General features: G+C 37.1%; 21 protein-coding genes. 2 read left to right on the top strand and 19 right to left on the bottom strand.

Going from position 1 to position 19,136, the window contains the following annotated elements; translation table 11 throughout:
* The first annotated feature begins 162 nt into the window (after positions 1–162).
* Positions 163–873, top strand: coding sequence for a GntR family transcriptional regulator (locus H3T43_RS04535; RefSeq protein ID WP_198212962.1), 711 nt, complete (start codon positions 163–165; stop codon positions 871–873).
* 108 nt (positions 874–981) lie between these two features.
* Here H3T43_RS04535 and scrK read toward each other — a convergent pair whose 3' ends face one another.
* The 19 genes from scrK to H3T43_RS04440 all read right to left on the bottom strand — a co-directional run bounded on the left by scrK (position 982) and on the right by H3T43_RS04440 (position 18,010).
* Complete coding sequence (gene scrK, locus H3T43_RS04530; RefSeq protein ID WP_198212960.1) at positions 982–1,854, bottom strand: fructokinase ScrK; 873 nt, start codon at positions 1,852–1,854, stop codon at positions 982–984.
* Between the two features lie 271 nt (positions 1,855–2,125).
* Positions 2,126–2,752 carry a hypothetical protein gene (locus H3T43_RS04525; RefSeq protein ID WP_198212958.1) on the bottom strand — a complete coding sequence of 209 codons (627 nt, stop codon included), beginning with the start codon at positions 2,750–2,752 and terminating at the stop codon, positions 2,126–2,128.
* Positions 2,753–2,912: 160 nt separating this feature from the next.
* Positions 2,913–4,187, bottom strand: coding sequence for a UDP-N-acetylglucosamine 1-carboxyvinyltransferase (locus H3T43_RS04520; RefSeq protein WP_198212956.1), 1,275 nt, complete (start codon positions 4,185–4,187; stop codon positions 2,913–2,915).
* A 129-nt stretch (positions 4,188–4,316) separates the two neighbouring features.
* Complete coding sequence (locus H3T43_RS04515) at positions 4,317–5,936, bottom strand: CTP synthase (protein ID WP_198212954.1); 1,620 nt, start codon at positions 5,934–5,936, stop codon at positions 4,317–4,319.
* A 125-nt stretch (positions 5,937–6,061) separates the two neighbouring features.
* The gene (gene rpoE / locus H3T43_RS04510) at positions 6,062–6,616 is read right to left on the bottom strand and encodes a DNA-directed RNA polymerase subunit delta (protein WP_198212951.1); all 555 of its coding nucleotides are present in this window, start codon (positions 6,614–6,616) and stop codon (positions 6,062–6,064) included.
* A 46-nt stretch (positions 6,617–6,662) separates the two neighbouring features.
* Entirely contained in the window at positions 6,663–7,067 is a 405-nt protein-coding gene (locus H3T43_RS04505; protein ID WP_198212949.1) for a DUF1934 domain-containing protein, read from the bottom strand.
* Positions 7,068–7,188: 121 nt separating this feature from the next.
* The gene (locus H3T43_RS04500) at positions 7,189–8,379 is read right to left on the bottom strand and encodes an MFS transporter (RefSeq protein WP_198212947.1); all 1,191 of its coding nucleotides are present in this window, start codon (positions 8,377–8,379) and stop codon (positions 7,189–7,191) included.
* Between the two features lie 102 nt (positions 8,380–8,481).
* Positions 8,482–9,252: a carboxyltransferase subunit alpha gene (accA, locus tag H3T43_RS04495; protein ID WP_198212945.1), complete on the bottom strand. Its 771-nt coding sequence runs from the start codon at positions 9,250–9,252 to the stop codon at positions 8,482–8,484.
* Positions 9,242–10,096 (bottom strand): acetyl-CoA carboxylase carboxyltransferase subunit beta, encoded by an 855-nt coding sequence (locus H3T43_RS04490; protein WP_198212942.1) that lies wholly within the window; start codon positions 10,094–10,096, stop codon positions 9,242–9,244. Before H3T43_RS04490 ends, accA begins: the two co-directional genes overlap by 11 nt.
* Positions 10,086–11,483 (bottom strand): acetyl/propionyl/methylcrotonyl-CoA carboxylase subunit alpha, encoded by a 1,398-nt coding sequence (locus tag H3T43_RS04485; RefSeq protein WP_198212940.1) that lies wholly within the window; start codon positions 11,481–11,483, stop codon positions 10,086–10,088. Before H3T43_RS04485 ends, H3T43_RS04490 begins: the two co-directional genes overlap by 11 nt.
* 11 nt (positions 11,484–11,494) lie before the next feature.
* Positions 11,495–11,941 (bottom strand): 3-hydroxyacyl-ACP dehydratase FabZ, encoded by a 447-nt coding sequence (fabZ, locus tag H3T43_RS04480; RefSeq protein ID WP_198212938.1) that lies wholly within the window; start codon positions 11,939–11,941, stop codon positions 11,495–11,497.
* 11 nt (positions 11,942–11,952) lie between these two features.
* The gene (gene accB / locus H3T43_RS04475; RefSeq protein ID WP_198212936.1) at positions 11,953–12,411 is read right to left on the bottom strand and encodes an acetyl-CoA carboxylase biotin carboxyl carrier protein; all 459 of its coding nucleotides are present in this window, start codon (positions 12,409–12,411) and stop codon (positions 11,953–11,955) included.
* Entirely contained in the window at positions 12,412–13,644 is a 1,233-nt protein-coding gene (fabF, locus tag H3T43_RS04470; RefSeq protein WP_198212934.1) for a beta-ketoacyl-ACP synthase II, read from the bottom strand.
* A gap of 10 nt (positions 13,645–13,654) precedes the next feature.
* Entirely contained in the window at positions 13,655–14,389 is a 735-nt protein-coding gene (gene fabG, locus H3T43_RS04465; protein ID WP_198212931.1) for a 3-oxoacyl-[acyl-carrier-protein] reductase, read from the bottom strand.
* Positions 14,386–15,336, bottom strand: coding sequence for an ACP S-malonyltransferase (locus tag H3T43_RS04460; protein ID WP_198212929.1), 951 nt, complete (start codon positions 15,334–15,336; stop codon positions 14,386–14,388). The genes fabG and H3T43_RS04460 overlap by 4 nt, the downstream gene beginning before the upstream one ends.
* Entirely contained in the window at positions 15,323–16,276 is a 954-nt protein-coding gene (fabK, locus tag H3T43_RS04455) for an enoyl-[acyl-carrier-protein] reductase FabK (RefSeq protein ID WP_198212927.1), read from the bottom strand. The genes H3T43_RS04460 and fabK overlap by 14 nt, the downstream gene beginning before the upstream one ends.
* Before the next feature lie 3 nt (positions 16,277–16,279).
* A complete protein-coding gene (locus H3T43_RS04450; RefSeq protein ID WP_034977944.1) occupies positions 16,280–16,528 on the bottom strand; it encodes an acyl carrier protein in 249 nt (82 codons plus the stop codon).
* A gap of 37 nt (positions 16,529–16,565) precedes the next feature.
* Positions 16,566–17,537, bottom strand: coding sequence for a beta-ketoacyl-ACP synthase III (locus H3T43_RS04445; RefSeq protein ID WP_370520785.1), 972 nt, complete (start codon positions 17,535–17,537; stop codon positions 16,566–16,568).
* Positions 17,537–18,010, bottom strand: coding sequence for a MarR family winged helix-turn-helix transcriptional regulator (locus H3T43_RS04440; RefSeq protein ID WP_198212925.1), 474 nt, complete (start codon positions 18,008–18,010; stop codon positions 17,537–17,539). Before H3T43_RS04440 ends, H3T43_RS04445 begins: the two co-directional genes overlap by 1 nt.
* A gap of 308 nt (positions 18,011–18,318) precedes the next feature.
* Here H3T43_RS04440 and H3T43_RS04435 point away from each other — a divergent pair, with 308 nt between their 5' ends.
* Entirely contained in the window at positions 18,319–19,083 is a 765-nt protein-coding gene (locus tag H3T43_RS04435) for a biotin--[acetyl-CoA-carboxylase] ligase (protein WP_198212923.1), read from the top strand.
* The last annotated feature ends 53 nt before the right edge of the window (positions 19,084–19,136 follow it).

The raw sequence follows: 19,136 nt of genomic DNA, 5'->3' as shown, positions 1-19,136 counted from the left end.
TATACACTTAAATATATAAGAAATTTTGCTAAAATTAAATGAAATTTGTTAGTTTATTTAGATTAACTGTTTTGTCAATAGCTATGCTTGTTATATAATTCTACAAGTTACAAAGCTGGAATCAGGTTCCAAAATTTATACTCATATTGGGTGTGGTTATTAATGATATATAAACAAATAAAAGAAAAGATTTTCAATCAATACATTAAAGTGGCAGACAAAACCGGTTTAATTCCTTCTGAAAGAAGTTTATCAGAAAAATACGAAGTAAGCCGGCCAACAATCAGAAAAGCCTTAACTTCATTAGAACAAGATGGTCTGATAACTAAAGACTACGGTCGAGGCTATATAATTAATCAAACTGTATCTGGCCAAGATAAATATGTAGACCATGAGCTAAGCACATTTATTGGCTTTTTTGAAGATGCCGAACACCAACAAAAACCAACGTCTTCGAAAGTTTTACAACAATCGGTAGAATATGCGGATGAAAATATTGCTAAAAAGCTAAATCTTGAAAAAGGCGATCCTATTTTTGTTCTGTCAAGAATACGTTATATAAAAGAAACACCAATGTGCGTTGCTAGGTCCTATATACCTCTTAAATTTGATGGCAACTTAATAAATCAGGATTTTAGTAAAAAATCTTTATTTACAACTTTAAAAGACAATGGACTTAAATTAAATAAAGCTAAACGTACAATTGAAGTCGTTAGAGAGGAATCGCCAGACTATCTTTATTTAAAGATAGACAAAAGTGAACCAATTTTAAAGTTTACCAGCATAGGCTATACCAAAAAAGGTATTCCATTTGAATACGAGGAATCAAGATATCCTGCCTACAAAGTAAAATTTGAAAGTACTGTTTGTTAGAATTGATAATCACATAAAACAAAAAAGTTCTTAACATATGATATAGTCTCTAAATTTAGGACAAATTTGGGTATCATATCAATATTGTGTTTAAGAACTTTTTTAGAGTTATTCTCTTAATAATCTTTTTGCCAAAGCAAAGTCACCAACAGTAGCAGAACCATTATTCACAATTTCTGGCATAGTAATATATTGCTCTAATGGAGGTACGTGGACATAATCGTTTAGTAATTTCGCAAAATCACGTCGCACTTTTTCTAGAAACTCTTCACTGGTAACGCCACCGCCAAAGACGATTTTATCTGGACGTAAAATCAAAGTAACTTGCAAGGCAGCCTGTGCTACATAGTAGCTCATAATATCCCAAACAGGATCAGAAAGCGGCACATCTTTACCCGATTTATTTAGGCGTGCTTCAAAGGTGGGACCTGAAACTAAACCTTCCAGGCAATCTTTGTGAAAAGGACAAACACCAGCAAAATCTAAATCATCTGGATGGCGCTTAACTTTAACGTGTCCCATTTCGGGATGACCTAAAGAACCTGCCAATTTACCGTTAATAATAGCTCCGCCACCTACTCCGGTGCCGATTGTGTAGTAAACAAGAGAGTCAACATCTTCATTTGATAACTGTGACATCACGTATTCGCCACAAGCTGAACCATTAACATCAGTAGTAAAAAATATTGGCACTTTAATTGTTTTTGTCAAAAATCCGACAAAGTCAGTATTACTCCAACCCTTTTTAGGAGTATCAGTTATAAAGCCATAATTAGGTGCCGTTTTTCGCACCTCAATTGGTCCAAAAGACGCAATTCCAATTGCATCAACTTTAAACTGCTTAAAGTAATCTACCGTTTTTTGTAAGGTTTCCTCTGGTGTCGTAGTGGGAAAAGTTGTTTGATCCTTAATTTGATAATTCTCATTGCCGACCGCACATACAAATTTTGTACCACCGGCCTCAATTGATCCTAGTATCATTTATATCTCCTTAATTGACCTTTCATTTTAATTACTTTTTTATTATAACTCTCAATCAGAATCTAAAAAATTTTTTCTCAAATAAAAGGTGCACCTTCTTGCAAGCCATATAAAATAATTACTTATTAAAAAAGCCCGAAGCAATCATACTTCAGGCTTTATATTTTACTTAATCTATATTATTTATCTTATCTATATTAAGTTTTTGAACAATTTTCAATCAGTAGTAGCAATATTACCACATAATCTTATACTTGATCTATTCCTTTAATTAATCAGGATACTTTCCAATTAATAGCACTGGTATTTCTCCCATAGTCCCATACTTAACGAATTCTTTTAGTTCTTTGATAGATGTCAGTGCGATTTTCTTTTCGTATCCTGTCAATTCATTGGCCAACGTTTCAGCTTTAGCTAATAGTTCTGCAGTTGGCTTATTATTATCTCTAGCCGTCGTAACATCAAGCTCTGCTTGCACCAAAGGTTGCAGCTTTTCATCTTCTGTATTTTTGTTATATATACCAGTTAGATATGTAGTAGAACCCTTATATTTACCATCTTTTGAAACTAAATCAACAAACATGCCATTATGAATTGACCAAACTTTTTTAACTTTAAAAAGTGTATTGTTCTTGACGATCTTTTTAATGACTTTGGTACTATAGGGTTTACCAGTAGACTTATATAAGGCTCCCTTTGTGGCATCAGTTAGTTTAAAAACATAACCGGCCTGAGCAAACTTTTTGGACAAAGTCTTTTGAGAATAGTGAAAGACCGTTTCTGCGCTTGTAACAGTTTTTGCTTCAACATTGTTGACAGAAAAAACTGCTCCGACAGGAACGCTTAGCAAAGCAGCAGCTATGATAGTTTTAAAAAATTTATGAAAGTCCTTTTTCATTTTTATACCTCATTATTTCATCTATTATTAATAATGATGTAATTATATTACGTTTTTATTACAAAAAAAACAATAAAGTATTTTTTATAATTTAAAAATATAAACAAACAGGCTAATCATTATGATTAGCCCACTCAACTATTATTCAGTTACTATTAAATTATTTACTCGGCACATCCTGAATTTTCACATTGGCTCCGAGCAGACGTAATTTTTCTTGGACGCGATCATAGCCCCGTAAAATATTGCCAGCATTGTTGATAACAGTTGTACCATCGGCCATTAAACCGGCTATCATTAAACAGGCTCCTGCACGAATTTCGCCAGCTGAAACCGTAGTACCATGAAGCTTAGCAGTAGGATGAACCAAAATAATATTGTCTTCAACCTTAATATCCGCGCCCATTTTGCGTAATTGTTTAATGTGTCCAATTCTTTTTGGGTAAATTTGGTCAATGATGACACCTTCACCAGACTTAGCAGAAAGCAAAAGCGGTGTTACCGGCTGTTGCAAATCTGTCGCAAATCCGGGATAAGAAGAAGTACGAATTTGGGTCATTTTTAAATCCCCAGCAGGATAAACATAAAGCGAATCCTCTGTTGCATCAATTACCACACCCATTTCTTCTACTTTAGCTAAGTAAGAATCAAGATGTTCTTCAATAATATTATGAATGCAGATACCGTTGCCAATACAACCAGCAAGAGAAATATAAGTGCCTGCTTCAATTCGATCAGGAATAATAGTATGGGGAGTTTTAGCTTCAAGACGCTCAACACCCTCAATCCTAATAGAATCAGTTCCGGCACCTCTGATAACCGCACCCATATTATTTAAAAATGTAGCTAAATCAATTATTTCAGGTTCTTTAGCAGCATTATCAATAATAGTTTGTCCTTTAGCAGTTACAGATGCCATAATTATATTCATTGTGGCACCTACTGAAGGCATTGCCAAATGAATTTTAGCACCATGCAGACCATCTGCAGGTGAAGTAATTTTTATTTGATCATTCTCATTTTTTACACATGCACCTAGGGCTTCAAATCCTTTAATATGCTGATCAATGGGGCGGGGACCAATATCATCTCCACCAGGGAAGCCCACAACAGCCTTACCAAAACGACCAAGAAGAGCACCCATAAAATAATAAGATGCGCGCAAACTCTTGATTTTACCACTTGGCAATGGGCTCATCTTAATGTGTTCTGGATTGATACGCAATGTCGTATTTTGAAAATCACTTGCGACACTCATTTCACTTAGCAGATCCATTAAGTTGTCAACATCTGCAATCCTTGGAACGCCTTCCAAAGTTACAGGTGTACGCGACAAAATTGATGCTGGAATCAATGCAACAGTCGAGTTTTTGGCACCACCAATCCAGACATCACCCTGCAGGGGCTTTCCACCATGAATTATCATTTGCTTCATTGGCGAAAAAATCCTTTTCTATTTCGTTTAGTCATAATAATGTTATAGGAATTTAACAGAAAAAACAAGAGAAGACCTTCGCCTTCCCCAGCCCAAAAAACTAGTTTTTGTATTATCTAAATATGCCAATTAAAGCTTTTCTTCAGGAAGACCACTTGCAGCACCAATAAATGCTTTATAAAGTCCCTCAGGTCTTTGTGGCCTGCTCAAAAATTCGGGATGATATTGAGCAGCAATAAAGAATTTATTTTTAGTCAATTCAATAATTTCAACTAAATGATTATCTGGTGAAACACCGGCAAATGTCATACCGGCTTTTTCAAAAGCTTCACGATATTCATTATTAAATTCATAACGATGACGGTGACGCTCTTGGATAACATCTTGATTGTCATAAGCAGCAGCAGTCTTTGTCCCCTTCTTCAAAGTTGCAGGATAAAGGCCCAAACGCAACGTTCCGCCAATATTTTCTTCATCACGTTTATCAGCCATAATGTCAATAACGTTGTGCTTGGTCTTAGGATCTGCTTCAGTAGTATTAGCATCCTTGTAACCCAATACATCACGAGCAAATTCGACTGTTGCCATCTGCATCCCCAGACAAACGCCTAAAAATGGAATATCATTTTCACGAGCATATTTAATAGCAGTAATCATACCCTCAAAACCACGAGAACCAAAGCCACCCGGAACGATTAAACCATCTGACCCTTTCATATAGTCAGCAATATTATCTTCAGTCACATCTTCTGCCTGTACCTTATTAATCACGACGTTTGTATTGTAGGCGTAACCAGCGTGTTTTAAGGCATCTGTAACGGAAATGTAGGCATCTTCCAGTTCAACGTATTTACCAACGAGAGTAATTTTTGTAGTATGCTGCAAGTTCTTAACACGTTCGGCAAGTCTTTGCCATTCGGACATATCTGCTTTATCCTTAGGACTCTTGAGATGCAAGAAATCACAAACTTTTTGATCCATTTCTTGTTTTTGGAAAGCCAAAGGCAAATCAAAAAGTGAAGGAGCATTAATTGACTCAATAATGCGGTCAACCGGCACATCAGTAAAGTTAGAAATTTTATCTTTGTGCTCTTGATCAATTGGCATTTCTGCACGCAAAACCAACATATTAGGTTGAATTCCAATACTACGCAGTTCAGCGACTGAATGTTGTGTCGGCTTTGTTTTCATTTCTTGGGCTGCATGCAAGTAAGGTACTAAAGTACAGTGAATGTACATGACATTTTCTTCACCAACTTCACGTCGCATCTGTCTGATAGCTTCCATAAAAGGAGTTGATTCGATATCACCAACAGTACCACCAATTTCTGAAATGACAACATCAGAATCAGTTGTCAGACCTGCACGCATGATTTTTTGCTTAATCATATCTGTGATGTGGGGAATGACTTGAACAGTTGCACCATGATAGTCCCCGCGCCGTTCTTTTTCAAGCACTTCTTTGTAAATTTTACCGGTAGTAACATTGGAATATTTGCTTGTGCGTACGTCCACAATTCTCTCGTAGTGACCCAAGTCAAGATCTGCTTCAGTACCATCATCAGTGACAAATACTTCACCATGTTGATAAGGATTCATTGTTCCGGGGTCGATGTTAATGTATGGATCAAATTTTTGCATTGTCACCTTTAAACCGCGGTTTTTTAATAATCGACCTAAGCTAGAGGCAGTAATTCCTTTACCAAGTGAAGAAACAACACCGCCAGTAACGAAGATATATTTTGTCATTAGCTCAAACTCCTTTGCAAAAAATAAGAATAATCAAAAATAAAAAAGCTCCCATACGGGAGCTTAAACGCACATAACGTGCCCAAATAAAATACTATCTATTTTATGAGACAAAGTCAAGAAAATTATTCATCATCATCATCATCTTCATCATCGTTCAATTCAGACAACTGACCTTCAATGCCATCTGGCAAGTCTTCATCATCGTCGTCATCGGTGTTGACATATTCATCGTCATCGTCAAAATCATCCGGCTCATCATCAGCAGTGGCATCCAAGTCTTCGTCTTCTGGATCATCATTATCATAATCAATGATATCATCGCTACCTGTAGCACTCGCTAAAAAGGCATTAACTTTCTTATGGTGCGTCCGAGTATCTTCTTCATCCTCATCTTCTGGGTGATTAACTTCTTCATCAACTGATTCATATGGAAACCAAGAACGAAGAGCCCACACATTTTCACCCATCGAAATGAATTCACCATCGGTATTCATGTCAGTATAGAATTGGGGCAAACGGTCCCTTATTTCTTCATCACTCACGCCTAAGTACTTTTGCACTGCGTTAACAATATCAGCAAAAGCCATTCTTTTATTGTTATCTTCTAAAATTGCGCGAGCAACTTCAATCATTGATAATTCATTGCGATTTTTGTCTTTAAAGTCGTTTAATCCCACAATGTATTCCTCTCTCTTAAACAGTCTTTCTTATTTTACTAGGCGTTCAAGTAAAAATCAATGTGACGGTATAATTACCTACTAAGTATAGACCACTATAAAGGTTATATTCAATCTGAAGTTCGCTTGAACCATTATTTTTAGGGAAAAATTTAATAAATTCAGTTGTACTTTGGAGATCCATTTGATAACCTTGAGCAACATAGCGACAATCTTCCCGCTCACCAACGACAAAATGGAGTTGTGAGTAGTTATTTCTGTCAGTTCCCCGCCTAATAATCACATTACCTTCTCTAATTAATATCTTAACGGGAACTTTGCCATCTTCCAAATATGAAACTCTGGTATTGCCGGCAGACTCAACTAATTCGCCATCAGCTGTTTTCTTGAAAGTTTCACTATCTTTACCTTGGATTATTTTGCTAGTAAAATCAATTTTTACTTTAGTCATATATTTGATTCTTTGAAATAAAAAAGCCAACCTTCCAGATTAGCAAATATGTCGTAATGTCCTTCTTAATTTTAGCAAAAAATATTATAAAACAAATTATTTTTTAATGCCAACAATTACTTTAAATAGTTTTTTTGGGTACTATCAGCAAAATATTTATACCACCTATTATAATTAAGCTCGCACAAAGAACAATAATAAATTTTTCACCAACATGATCAAGAATTATGCCAGAAACAACTGACGAAACGGGTCCACCAATATTGGCAAAAGTTCTGATTGTGGTTAAAACCCGCCCTAAATAATTATTTGCTGTGGAAGTCTGAATGACAGATTCTGCAAGAACGTTATGAATACTGGTAGCAGGACCAAAAAGAAAAAGCAAAATACCAAAAAGTACCATGTTTTTTAAAGAAAACAACATCAAAATAAGCGGTATGGCGCTAATAGTCCAAGCCCAGCCAACTGTTATAATTTTTGCTTTCATTTTGCCGGCTATTAAGGCTCCCAGTATTATTCCCGCCAGTATGCATATGTAGAAAGTGCTATAAAGTGCCGGCTGTCCCGCTTTTGCGGCTATACGGGGTAAAATTAAAATCATTGCAGGTTGTGCAAACGAATAAAGCAAGCCAGACCAAAGATAGTGCAATAAAAAGACGTTTTTCTTAATGTAACTGTAGCCGCTGAAAATTTTTTGCCAATATTTAGTTAAGCCTTCAGTCTGACTTTCTTTTTCTTTAACTGCATTATGAACAGGTATTTTTCTCAGAGCTGCAATTAACAATAACAGCCCTAGTAAACTCAAGCAGGCACAAGCTAAAATAATGTCTCCGCTTGCCATAAAAGCCAGTAATGCCCCAGAAAGTGCAGTACCACCAACATTTACCAGTTGATCCACGATATTAATCTTGGAAACAATACTGGTCATTTCTGTTTCATCTAGAATAGATTCTTTTAAAATAGCGCGATCAGCCGGGTTAAAAAACTCATCACAAATTGATAGTAATCCAGCAATAATAATGGCTAAAATATAACTTTGGCTAAAATAAATAATCACAGCTGTAAGCATAAACAGTAAGATTACTTGAATCACCATAGAATAGATGCTGGTTTTCTTGAAAGAGTGACTGTCAATAAAAGGACCGTAAAAAATAGAAAGAGCAGCAGTTATTGTGAAAATAGCATTAGTAATGCCAACCACAGTTGAACTTTTAGTTTGAATTTGGATCCACCAAATAAAAACCATGCCATAAAGCGAATTACCCATGCCACTAACTAAGCGTGATAATAAGTATGGTTTTTTCTCTAACATAATTTTTCTCGTTTCGGGCTAGCTCTGCTAAAATTCTATTTTAATTAAAAACTAATTAAACATTTAAAGCAATATATTTTTTATTAATTAGGATTAATTCTTTTAGAACTTGCGGTATCTGGCATGTCTTTTATCTAATAAATCTGCCAAATTTTCAGTTTGAAATTTTTTTAGCCTTTGCTCAATTAATTCTTTTAATCCTTGAGCTTGATTTTCCAGAACTTGTTCAGGCAAAACCCGTTCTACTATGCCCTGTTTCTTTAACCATTCCGGTTCAATGTGCATTATTTCTGCAGCCTTTGAGGCAAGTTTAGCATCCTTCCACATAATTGAAGCAAAACCTTCCGGTGACAAAACTGTATACATACTATGTTCCAGCATCCAAACTTCATCACTGCAAGCAAGTGCCAAGGCTCCACCTGACCCAGCTTCACCAATAATAATAGTCAGAATTGGTACTTTTAATTGCAGCATTTCACTAATATTAGCAGCAATAATCTGCCCTTGGCCGTTCTTTTCAGCTTCTGCTCCTGGATATGCACCAGGCGTATTGATAAGCGTGACAATTGGAATATTCATTTTGGCAGCTGTTTTCATTACCCGCAGTGCTTTGCGATAACCTTGGGGTAAGGGACTGCCAAAATTAGTTGCCATGCGCTCTTTTAATTCTTGTCCCTTATTAGTTGCAATGACACAGATACTCATATCATTTATAGTTGCAAAACCCGCGATTATTGCTGCATCATCACTACTTGTGCGGTCTCCGTGCATTTCAAAAAAATCTGGAAACAATTGAATTACCAGACGATGCATGTTACTTTTATAGTCACTTCTTGCTCCATCCATAATGGCTAAAATTTCATCATTCGCCATGAACTTGAGCCTCCCATTTTTCTGCGGCAAAAATTTTAAGTATCTGACCTAGTTTTGCTACTTGTTCATCTCGGGGTACAATACTATCAATAAAGCCGTTTTGGTAAGCATTCTCAACTGTCTGAAAATCTGGTGGCAGTTTTTTATTAATAGTCTGTTCAATAACTCTGCGTCCTGCAAAACCTAATAATGCTTTAGGCTCAGCTAGAATAATGTCTGCCTGGGAAGCAAAACTGGCAGTGACACCACCGGTTGTTGGATCCATAATTACGCTGACATAAAGTAAATGTGCTGCGCGATGGTCATTAATTGCCTGTGAGATTTTAGCCATTTGCATTAGTGAATGAATTCCCTCTTGCATTCTGGCACCACCTGAGGCAGTAAACAAAACAACGGGTAATTTCTTTGTGGTTGCTTTTTCAAACAAGCGTGTTATTCGCTCACCAGTTGCTGTTCCTAGACTGCCCATTATAAACACTGGATCAATAATTCCTAAAGCAGTTTCGTAACCGGCAATATTTGCTTGGCCGGTTAAAACCGCATCCTTAAGTTTAGTTTTGGACTGCATTTTTTTAATTGTGGCTTGATAATCAGGAAAATTGAGTGGATCAGTAGTCGCTAAATCTGCATCCCATTCCGTAAAGTCCTTTGTTAGCATCTTTAAACGTGCTCTGGCAGTTACTCGAAAACCGTAGCCACAATTAGGGCACAGCTGATATTTACCAGCCCGATGAAAATAAAATTTATTGCCACATTTAGGACAAATTCTAAAAATGCCTTTAGGAACATTTTCCTGATACTTTTTTAATGCACTGTGGGGATGACTTGCAAATCTAATTTCCATTAACCTGCGCTTCCTTTTCATTATGTCTTAGTTGCCAAAGATAATCGGGTAAAAATTCTTGATCTATATACGTTGTTAAATATGTACCGGTCTGAAATTTATCATCATTAAGCAAAGCAATCAAAAAATCGCGGTTAGTAACTAAACCTTTAATCTCAAATTCCGTTAGTGCATCAATCAAACGTTTAATTGCCATTTGCCTGTTAGCTGCATGTGCAATAATTTTGACAATCATCGAATCGTAAAATGGTGAAACGGTATCACCACTGTTAACTCCACTTTCAATCCTAATACCTAGTCCACTAGGCAATACCATTTTTGCGATCTTACCAGCTTGGGGGCAAAAATTTTTACTAGGATCCTCTGCATTAATGCGGGCTTCAATTGCAACGCCATGGACATGCACATCTTCTTGAGATATGCTCAAATCTCTTCCCGCAGCAATATTAACCTGTTCTTTAACAAGATCAACATGAGCAACTTCTTCAGTAATTGAATGTTCAACCTGAATCCTGGTATTCATCTCCATAAAATAGAAATGATGGTCAGGATCCATTAAAAATTCGATAGTACCGACATTTTCATAATTTATTGCCTTTATTGCTTTAACAGTTATCTGTTGCAAATAGTCTCTTTCTTTTGCACTGATTTGTGAACAAGGCGTTTCTTCAATCACTTTTTGCTGATTGCGTTGCATTGAACAGTCTCTTTCCGGAAGTGCCACCACATGTCCGGATTTGTCAGCCATAATCTGTACTTCAACGTGTTTTGCCGGGGAAATAATTTTTTCCAGATACATTCTATCGTCTCCAAAAGAGATTCTGGCTTCTTCTTGTGCCTGGTTAAATGCTTCAGTTAAGTCAGCAGCTTGAGTCACACGTCTTATTCCTTTTCCGCCACCACCGGCAACGGCTTTGAGCATTACGGGGTAGCCCACTTTATTTGCAATTTTTATTGCAGCCGCAGCATTTTTAACAATCCCATCACTTCCAGGAATAACAGGTATATTATTCTTGCGCATCATTTCCCGGGCATTAGCTTTATTTCCCATTAAAGAAATGGTTTTTGACTTGGGACCAATAAAAACTAAATGGCATTCTTCACACATTTGAGCAAATTCAGGACTCTCCGATAAAAAACCGTATCCTGGATGAATTGCATCTGCTCCAGTTAACACAGCCGCACTGACAATATTTTGCATATTTAAATACGAATCGGCCGGTTGGGGAGAACCAATACATATTGCCTCATCAGCTTCTTTAACATGTTGGGCATGTTTATCGGCCGTTGAATAAACAGCAACTGACTTAATTCCCATTTCACGTAAGGCCCTAATTATCCTTATAGCTATTTCTCCACGATTAGCTATCAAAATTTTTTTAAACATAATGTCACACTTTACTGAATTGCAAAAATCAACTGAGCAGTACATGCAACTTTATCTTTAACAGTTGCTTTAGCCTCACCAATCCCGGCATTTCCACGCAGCTTATCCAACTTAACTTCTAAATTCAAAGTATCTCCTGGCTTAACCATTGTTCTAAAACGAGCATTCATGATGCCACCAAAATAGACAGTTTTCCCTTTAAAGTCTGGCATCGTCAACAACGCAACTGCACCAGTTTGCGCCAAAGCCTCAGTTATCAAAACACCCGGCATTACTGGATTACCCGGAAAATGTCCCTGAAAATAGCTTTCATTAATTGTGGTGTTTTTTTGAGCAACAGCATATTTTCCGGGTTCATAATCCAATACCTGATCAATTAACAGCATTGGAAATCGGTGAGGCAAAATAGCCTGAATCTGCACACTATCTAAAGTGTGTAACTTTTTTGGTTCATTCATATTTGCTACCTTCACTCTGGAATAACCGTTATTAGTGGTTGATCATATTCAACCACTTGTTCATTTGTAACTAAAATTTTATAGATAGTTCCTGTAAAGTCGCTTTTAATTTCAGTCATCATTTTCATTGCTTCAATAACGCAAACCACATCACCTTTATTTACATGATCACCCGGCTTTTTATATTGAGGTTTTTCTGGACTTGCTTGTAAATAAACTATGCCAACAAGTGGTGCCTTAATTTTTAAAGTTTTCTGCTTAGGTGTATCTAAATTGCTAAGTTCTTGATGATTAGTTTCCTGCAGTGTTTTAGCAGACGATTGGCCTACAGGCCTTTCTTCCCTAATTTCTACTGGTGTAGCTTGACTTTTATCAATCTTAATATGACCACCGTTAAAGTCTAAATCCAGTTTGGTTATATCACTTTGATTAATTTCTGCGATTAATTTTTGAATTTCTTCAAAAGTCATTTAATCATCCCACCTTTTTAGTGCAATCACTGCATTATGTCCGCCAAAGCCAAATGAATTGCTAATGGCATAATCTATTTTTTGCTTATAATTTTGTTTATTGACCAAATTAACTTTGCACTCGGGGTCTTGCTGGGTTACTCCTACATTTATCGGCAATAATTCTGAATTAAGTGCCAAAATTGTGGCAATGGCTTCAACAGCTCCTGCTGCTCCTAGTAAATGACCCGTCATGCTTTTAGTACTTGAAACTAGCACATTGCTATTTAGACCAAAAACCTGATTAATTGCTTTAGACTCAGCCCAATCATTTGCTTTGGTACTTGTCCCATGAGCATTGATATAGCCCACTTGCTCAGGAGTGACCTGCGCTTCACCAAGCGCCAGTTCCATAGCTCTTGCAGCCTGGCTGCCACTAGGATCAGGAGACGTGATATGGTATGCATCTGAACTAGTCCCATAACCAACAATTTCACCTAAAATTTGTGCGCCACGACTTTGAGCATGTTCTAGCGATTCTAAAACAAGAGAGCCTGCACCTTCTCCCATCACAAAGCCGTTACGATTTTGATCAAAGGGAATACTTGCTTTTTCAGGATCCCTTGACGTCGACAATGTTGAAATTGCAGCAAAACCGGCTATTCCACTTTCATTGATTGCAGCTTCTGAGCCACCGGCAATCATGACATCAGCATAGCCATCTTTTATCTGTCTGAAAGCTTCACCAATTGCATTTGTACTGGAAGCACAGGCAGTCACAATTGTGGTACTGATTCCTTGAGCATGATAGCGAATAGAAATATTGCCTGCTGCCATGTTAGCAATTGAAGTTGGAATAAACATTGGCGAAACCCGATCCAGGCCTTTTTCGTGCCATTTAATGACTTGTTCCTGGATGGTAGTTAGTCCGCCAATTCCTGTGCCCCAAATTACGCCAAAACGTTCACTATTGGTATTTTTTTCATCAATTCCTGCTTGTTCCATGGCTTGTGCCGTTGAATACATAGCGTATAGTGTGAATGCATCCATGCGTTTAGTATCTTTTTTAGTTAAAAAAAGCAATGGGTCAAAATTGTCCAGTTGCCCAGCCAGAGTGACCCCACTTGAATCAGCATCAAAATAAGTAATTGGCTCAAAACCAACTTTTTGACTATTGAGTCCAGCTTCAAAACTGGCAACGTCATTACCAATAGGTGTTAAGGCACCCAAACCTGTAACTACTACTCTTGTCATTACTTACTCCTTACTGCATTGTCAATCCGCCGTCTACCGTTATTGTCTGACCAGTAATATAGTCATTTTGGGCTAAAAAAACAGCAGTTTGTGCTATTTCTTCAATTTGTCCTAAACGTTTCAGCGGAATTTCCTTAACTATTTGTTGCTGGATCTTTTCACTGAGATTTCTGGTCATTTGTGTGTCAATCATCCCTGGGGCAATGGCATTACAGCGCAAATTGCGTAATGCTGCTTCTTTTGCAACAGATTTAGTTAAGCCAATAATTCCTGCTTTACTAGCGGCATAATTAGCCTGACCAATGTTACCTGTCAAACCAACTACACTTGATAAGTTAATAAAACAGCCGTTTCTCTGCTTATACATCGGTCTCAATGACTGTTTGATGACATTAAAGGTGCCAATCAAATTGGTGTTAACTACACTTTGAAAGTCTGTTTTAGACATGCGATTGAGCAGTCCGTCTTTGATAATACCTGCATTATTGACCACAACATCTAGATGTTCAAAATGATTGATGATTTTGGCAATCATTTCTTTAACATCTTCTTCTTTAGTTACATCTGCGCTAATATCCATTACTTCAACATGATCTTTTTCAAACTGGCCTATCACTTCTGAACTAATTGGTTGGCGGGCATTTAAAACTATTTTTGCTCCCTGTTTGGCAAAAGCTTGAGCAATTGCCAGGCCAATGCCGCGTGAACTGCCAGTGACCAAGACAACACTATCTTTTAACTTCATGAATTAAACTCCTTTAAAGCAGAAATTGTTTCTTGCATATTTGCCACACTATCTGTTTGATAGGTTGGAACTCCTTTAAGAATTTTTCGTGCAAAAGAAAGCAAAGTTTTACCTGGTCCTAATTCAATAACCGCAGTTATATCTTGACTATGCTGAGCCAAAGTCTTTGCAAAATAGGTAGTAGAAACCAGCTGCTTCGTTAAAGTCGGAACAAGATTGTCAGGTGCAAACTCTTTTTGGGTCGTAGTGCTATAAATTGGAAAAGTGCCATTATGCCAATCAACTTTGTTCAATTCAGTTTTCAAGTCCTCCTGAACTGATTTCATTAATGGTGTGTGAAAAGCACCGCTTACTTTTAGTGGAACTACACGCGCACCATCTTTTTCAAGTTGTTCACGCAAATTTTGAACTGCATCTTTTTCACCACCAACAACAATTTGATTAGGAGTATTAACATTTGCTATCCCAATCAGACCTATTTTTTGGGCATCTTTTATAGCTAGTTCTACATTTGCTAAAGAACTCTTCATGACAGCCACCATAATTCCTGGATTTTGACTGCTTGCTTGTTGCATAAGTTCACCACGCTTTTTTATCAGGTGAAGTGCTGATTCAAATTCTAAGTAATTGGCACAAGCAAGACCGCTATATTCACCCAGGCTGAGTCCGATACCTAATTTTTTAAAATCTGCATTTTCGCTAAGAATTTGGTACAAGCTATAACTTATTGTCAAAATAGCAGGTTGGGAATAACGCGTTTCGGCCAGCTCATGTGCTTTATCGGAATCAAACAGCAATTCTGCTAAATCAACATGCAATATATCACTTGCTTTAGCAATGATTTTACGGTAGTGCGGTTCGGTTTGATATAAATCATATGTCATACCAGTTTTTTGAGCACCTTGACCACTAAATAGTAAACAAATCATTTGCTTATCTTTCTCCATTCAGCAATTTGTCTGCTTGACTATAAACCTCAGCCAGAATTTCAGCAGCAGGTTGTTCCTTTTTTACCATACCTGCAATTTCTCCGGCCATAAATGAACCGGTTTCCGCATCACCTTCAATTACTGCTCTTCGCAGACTACCAGTTCCCAGTTCTTCCAACTTGTCGTAATCAGGATGTGGCTTTAATGCCTCTTCTTTTTCAAGTCCAATATATGTTTTAGCCATCTTATTTTTTAAAACCCGTGAAGGATGGCCCGCATATTCACCAGTGACTAAAGTACTGGCATCTTTGGCACGTAAAACAGCTTTTTTATAATTGGGATGTATCTTTGATTCAGTTGCTACTAAAAAACGAGTGCCCATTTGCACGCCCTCAGCACCCAACATGAATGCAGCAGCCATACCGCGGCCGTCGCCTATTCCTCCAGCTGCAATTACGGGAATTTTAACTGCATCTACAACTTGTGGTACAAGAGCCATCGTTGTTAATTTTCCGATATGACCCCCTGATTCCATCCCTTCGGCCACAACAGCGTCAACACCTACACGTTCCATCATTCTGGCCAAAGCAACAGAACCAACAACTGGGATTACTTTAATACCAGCATCTTTTAACTTTTCTATGTATTTTGCCGGATTACCCGCTCCAGTAGTCACAACTGCAACACTGTCTTTATTTGCCAAAATAACCTTGACAACTTCATCTGCATAAGGTGAAAGCAGCATCACATTTACACCAAAAGGCTTTTTTGTTAGAGATTTAGCTGATTCAATCTCGTCAGCCACTACATTTCCGGGTGCATTGCCTGACCCAATGATCCCTAAGCCACCAGCATTTGAAACAGCAGCTGCCAGCTTGCCATCTGCTACCCAGGCCATACCTCCTTGAAAAATTGGGTATTTAAGGCCCAGTTCTTTCATAAATGGACTTAATTCCATTTGTTAACCTTCTTTCGCTGCTAGTTGCTTTTTAACAAAATCAACTAAATCCTGAACTGTTTCAATACCTTCTTCACTTTCAATCTTGATATCAAATTCATCTTCTAATTCATTAATCACTTCAAACACGTCCAGACTGTCAGCATTTAAATCGTTTTTTATATTGGATTGAGCTGTGACAGCACTTTCGTCTTCTCCAGTTTGTGCAACAATAATTTCTTTTACTTTGTTAAAAATTTCTTCTTCAGTCATTTGATTTCTCTTTCTTAATAAATTATCTTTATCGTTTTTAAAAACTTAAGGCAATACTGGCAACCGTCAGGCCACCACCAAAGCCACTTAATATTAATTTTTGATTGCGTTTAATGATGCCAGAATTAACTGCTTCATCCAACAGTATTGGTACACTGGCAGCAGAAGTATTGCCATATTTTGCAATATTTTCCAAAAATTTTTCTTCCGGAATATTTAGATGCTTTGCTATTGCGGAAATAATGCGTCCATTTGCCTGATGGAGCAAAAACCACTGCACTTCTTCCTTTTCCCAGTTTGCTTTAACTAAAACTCGCCTAATGGAATTAGGTACTTCATGAGTAGCAAAGTTATAGACAGCTCTACCATCCATTTCGAAGTACTTCTTATGTACAGAGTTGCTATCTGAACTATAGGGTGAGCACAAGGGTTGGTATCCAGCAGTCAATTTTGCTCTTTGTTCCCCAAAAGCTGCCAAATCTTCAGCAATTATTCCTTCTGCTTGAGAACTTTTTTCAACTAGCACTCCCCCACTGCCATCCCCAAAGAGAACAGCAGTTGAGCGCTCTTGCCAATCTATCAACTTGGACAAAACTTCTGCTCCGATAACTAATCCTCGTTGATATGACCCAGCTAGCAATTTATCCGCAATTGCCAAAGCATAGATAAACCCAGAACACGCTGCATTAATATCAAATGCTAATGCTTTGCCAGCGTGCAGTTTCCCCTGCACAATTGCTGCAGTTGAAGGTGTCAGATAATCAGGCGACATAGTTGCCACAATAATAAAATCTAGTTGTTCAGGTTTGAGATTAGCTCTTTGCAACAGCAGTTGAGCAACAGTTAAAGCCAAATCAGAAGTCTGTTCATCTTGAACTACATGACGTTCTTGGATTCCGGTTCTTGAAGATATCCATTCATCTGAAGTAGTCATTATCTCCGCTAAGTCATCATTGGTAACTACCTTAGGGGGAACATAATGAGCAGTTTGACTAATTCTTAAACTCATCAGTTAATGCTCCTTTTATTATCAATTCTTGCCGGAAACTCAAGAAAAGCACGCAGGTTCAATAGTGCACGTTCAATAATTGCCACCTGTCCATTATCAAAGCCTGCAATAAACTTTTTTACCATATGACGGTGAAATGAATCGTGGGCCCGATAAATCAAGCGACCACGACTAGTTAAACCCAGCCGAATTATCCTCCTGTCATCTTCACCGTTTATTCGCACAACATAGCCCTTACGAACCAAGTTATTAACCATTGTTGACAGCGAACCTGCTGTTACCATCAATTCACTTGCTACTTGGGAACTGGTCTTGTGTTCATACATGGTAATCGCATCGATTGCGTGCAACTCTCTTAGTGAAATGTCTTTAAATTCACTTTTACGTAATTCGCGTTCTTCAACTTTCATAATATCTGAATAAACTGTGGACAAAAGATTATTGATGCGTTTTAAACTTGTCTCCAATAGCATCACCTCTTACTCAACTATATAATCCATAAGGATAAACATATTTTTTAACATATATAAAGCCATAATTAAACTTTTTAATTCAAATAATTTCGCTTTATATCAACAAACAGCATCTCCTTTAAATACTTTTATATTCAAAATAAATTATTAGAGTATGATATGGTATTATTTACTAAATGTCAAACTCCTTTTTGCAATATTAGTTTATTTGCGTTATCAAGGCAAGTATTTTTTTAAAACTCTTAAAATAAATAGTTTGAATATCAAAGTATTTTACAAATTTAATTTGGTATAAGGATAGATTATTAATGAATAGTTTAAAAAGAGAGCCAAATCTCAAAATATTGTTGACAAAATTCCCACTGAAAATCAATTGGTGGGAAAGCATCAATTCCACAAACTTGTATGCAAAACAAAAATTAGCAGCTATGGGTTATTCAGGTCCCGTGCTATACGGAAGTGACGAGCAAACATCTGGCTATGGTAAACAAAGTCGGCACTTTATTTCACAAAAAGGTGGCATTTATCTATCACTAGTAATTAAGGTTCCGCAGTTGAACTGGCAGAATCAAGGATTATTAACTACAGGTATTGCATGGCAGCTGCATTTAGCTATTAAAGAGGTATTTCATCTAGATACTCAATTCAAATGGGTGAATGATCTGCTTTTTAAGAGTAAAAAAATAGCTGGAATCTTGGTTGAATTACCACAGCCCCAAGTTGCTGTTATTGGCATTGGCTGTAATCTTTATCAAGAGCGTTTGAATAATGAATTAAAGACCGCTGGCAACTTACTAACAAAAATGCCCAGTGAAAAGCAAATTTGTCAATTTATCGCTCAAATTACAGAAAATTTATTAGAATTTATTCCTCATTTTGATCAAATCAATTTTTTGCCTGAATACAAAAAGAAGCTTGCATTAATGAATCATGATGTTGTCCTGACTTTAGGCAAACAAAGAATACAGGGAAAAGTGACAGACTTAACGCAACAAGCAAATTTAGTTTTAGAAACTGAAGAGGGTTTGAAAAATTTTAATGCTGGCGAGGTAACAAAAGTGAGAGATTTTTAGCAAACAAAAAAGACGAAACTACTTCGTCTTTCAAAAATGTATATTATCTTAAA

The sequence above is a fragment of the Lactobacillus sp. M0396 genome (assembly GCF_016101625.1).
Taxonomy (GTDB): domain Bacteria; phylum Bacillota; class Bacilli; order Lactobacillales; family Lactobacillaceae; genus Lactobacillus; species Lactobacillus huangpiensis.
This window is presented reverse-complemented; position numbering and strand designations above follow the sequence as displayed.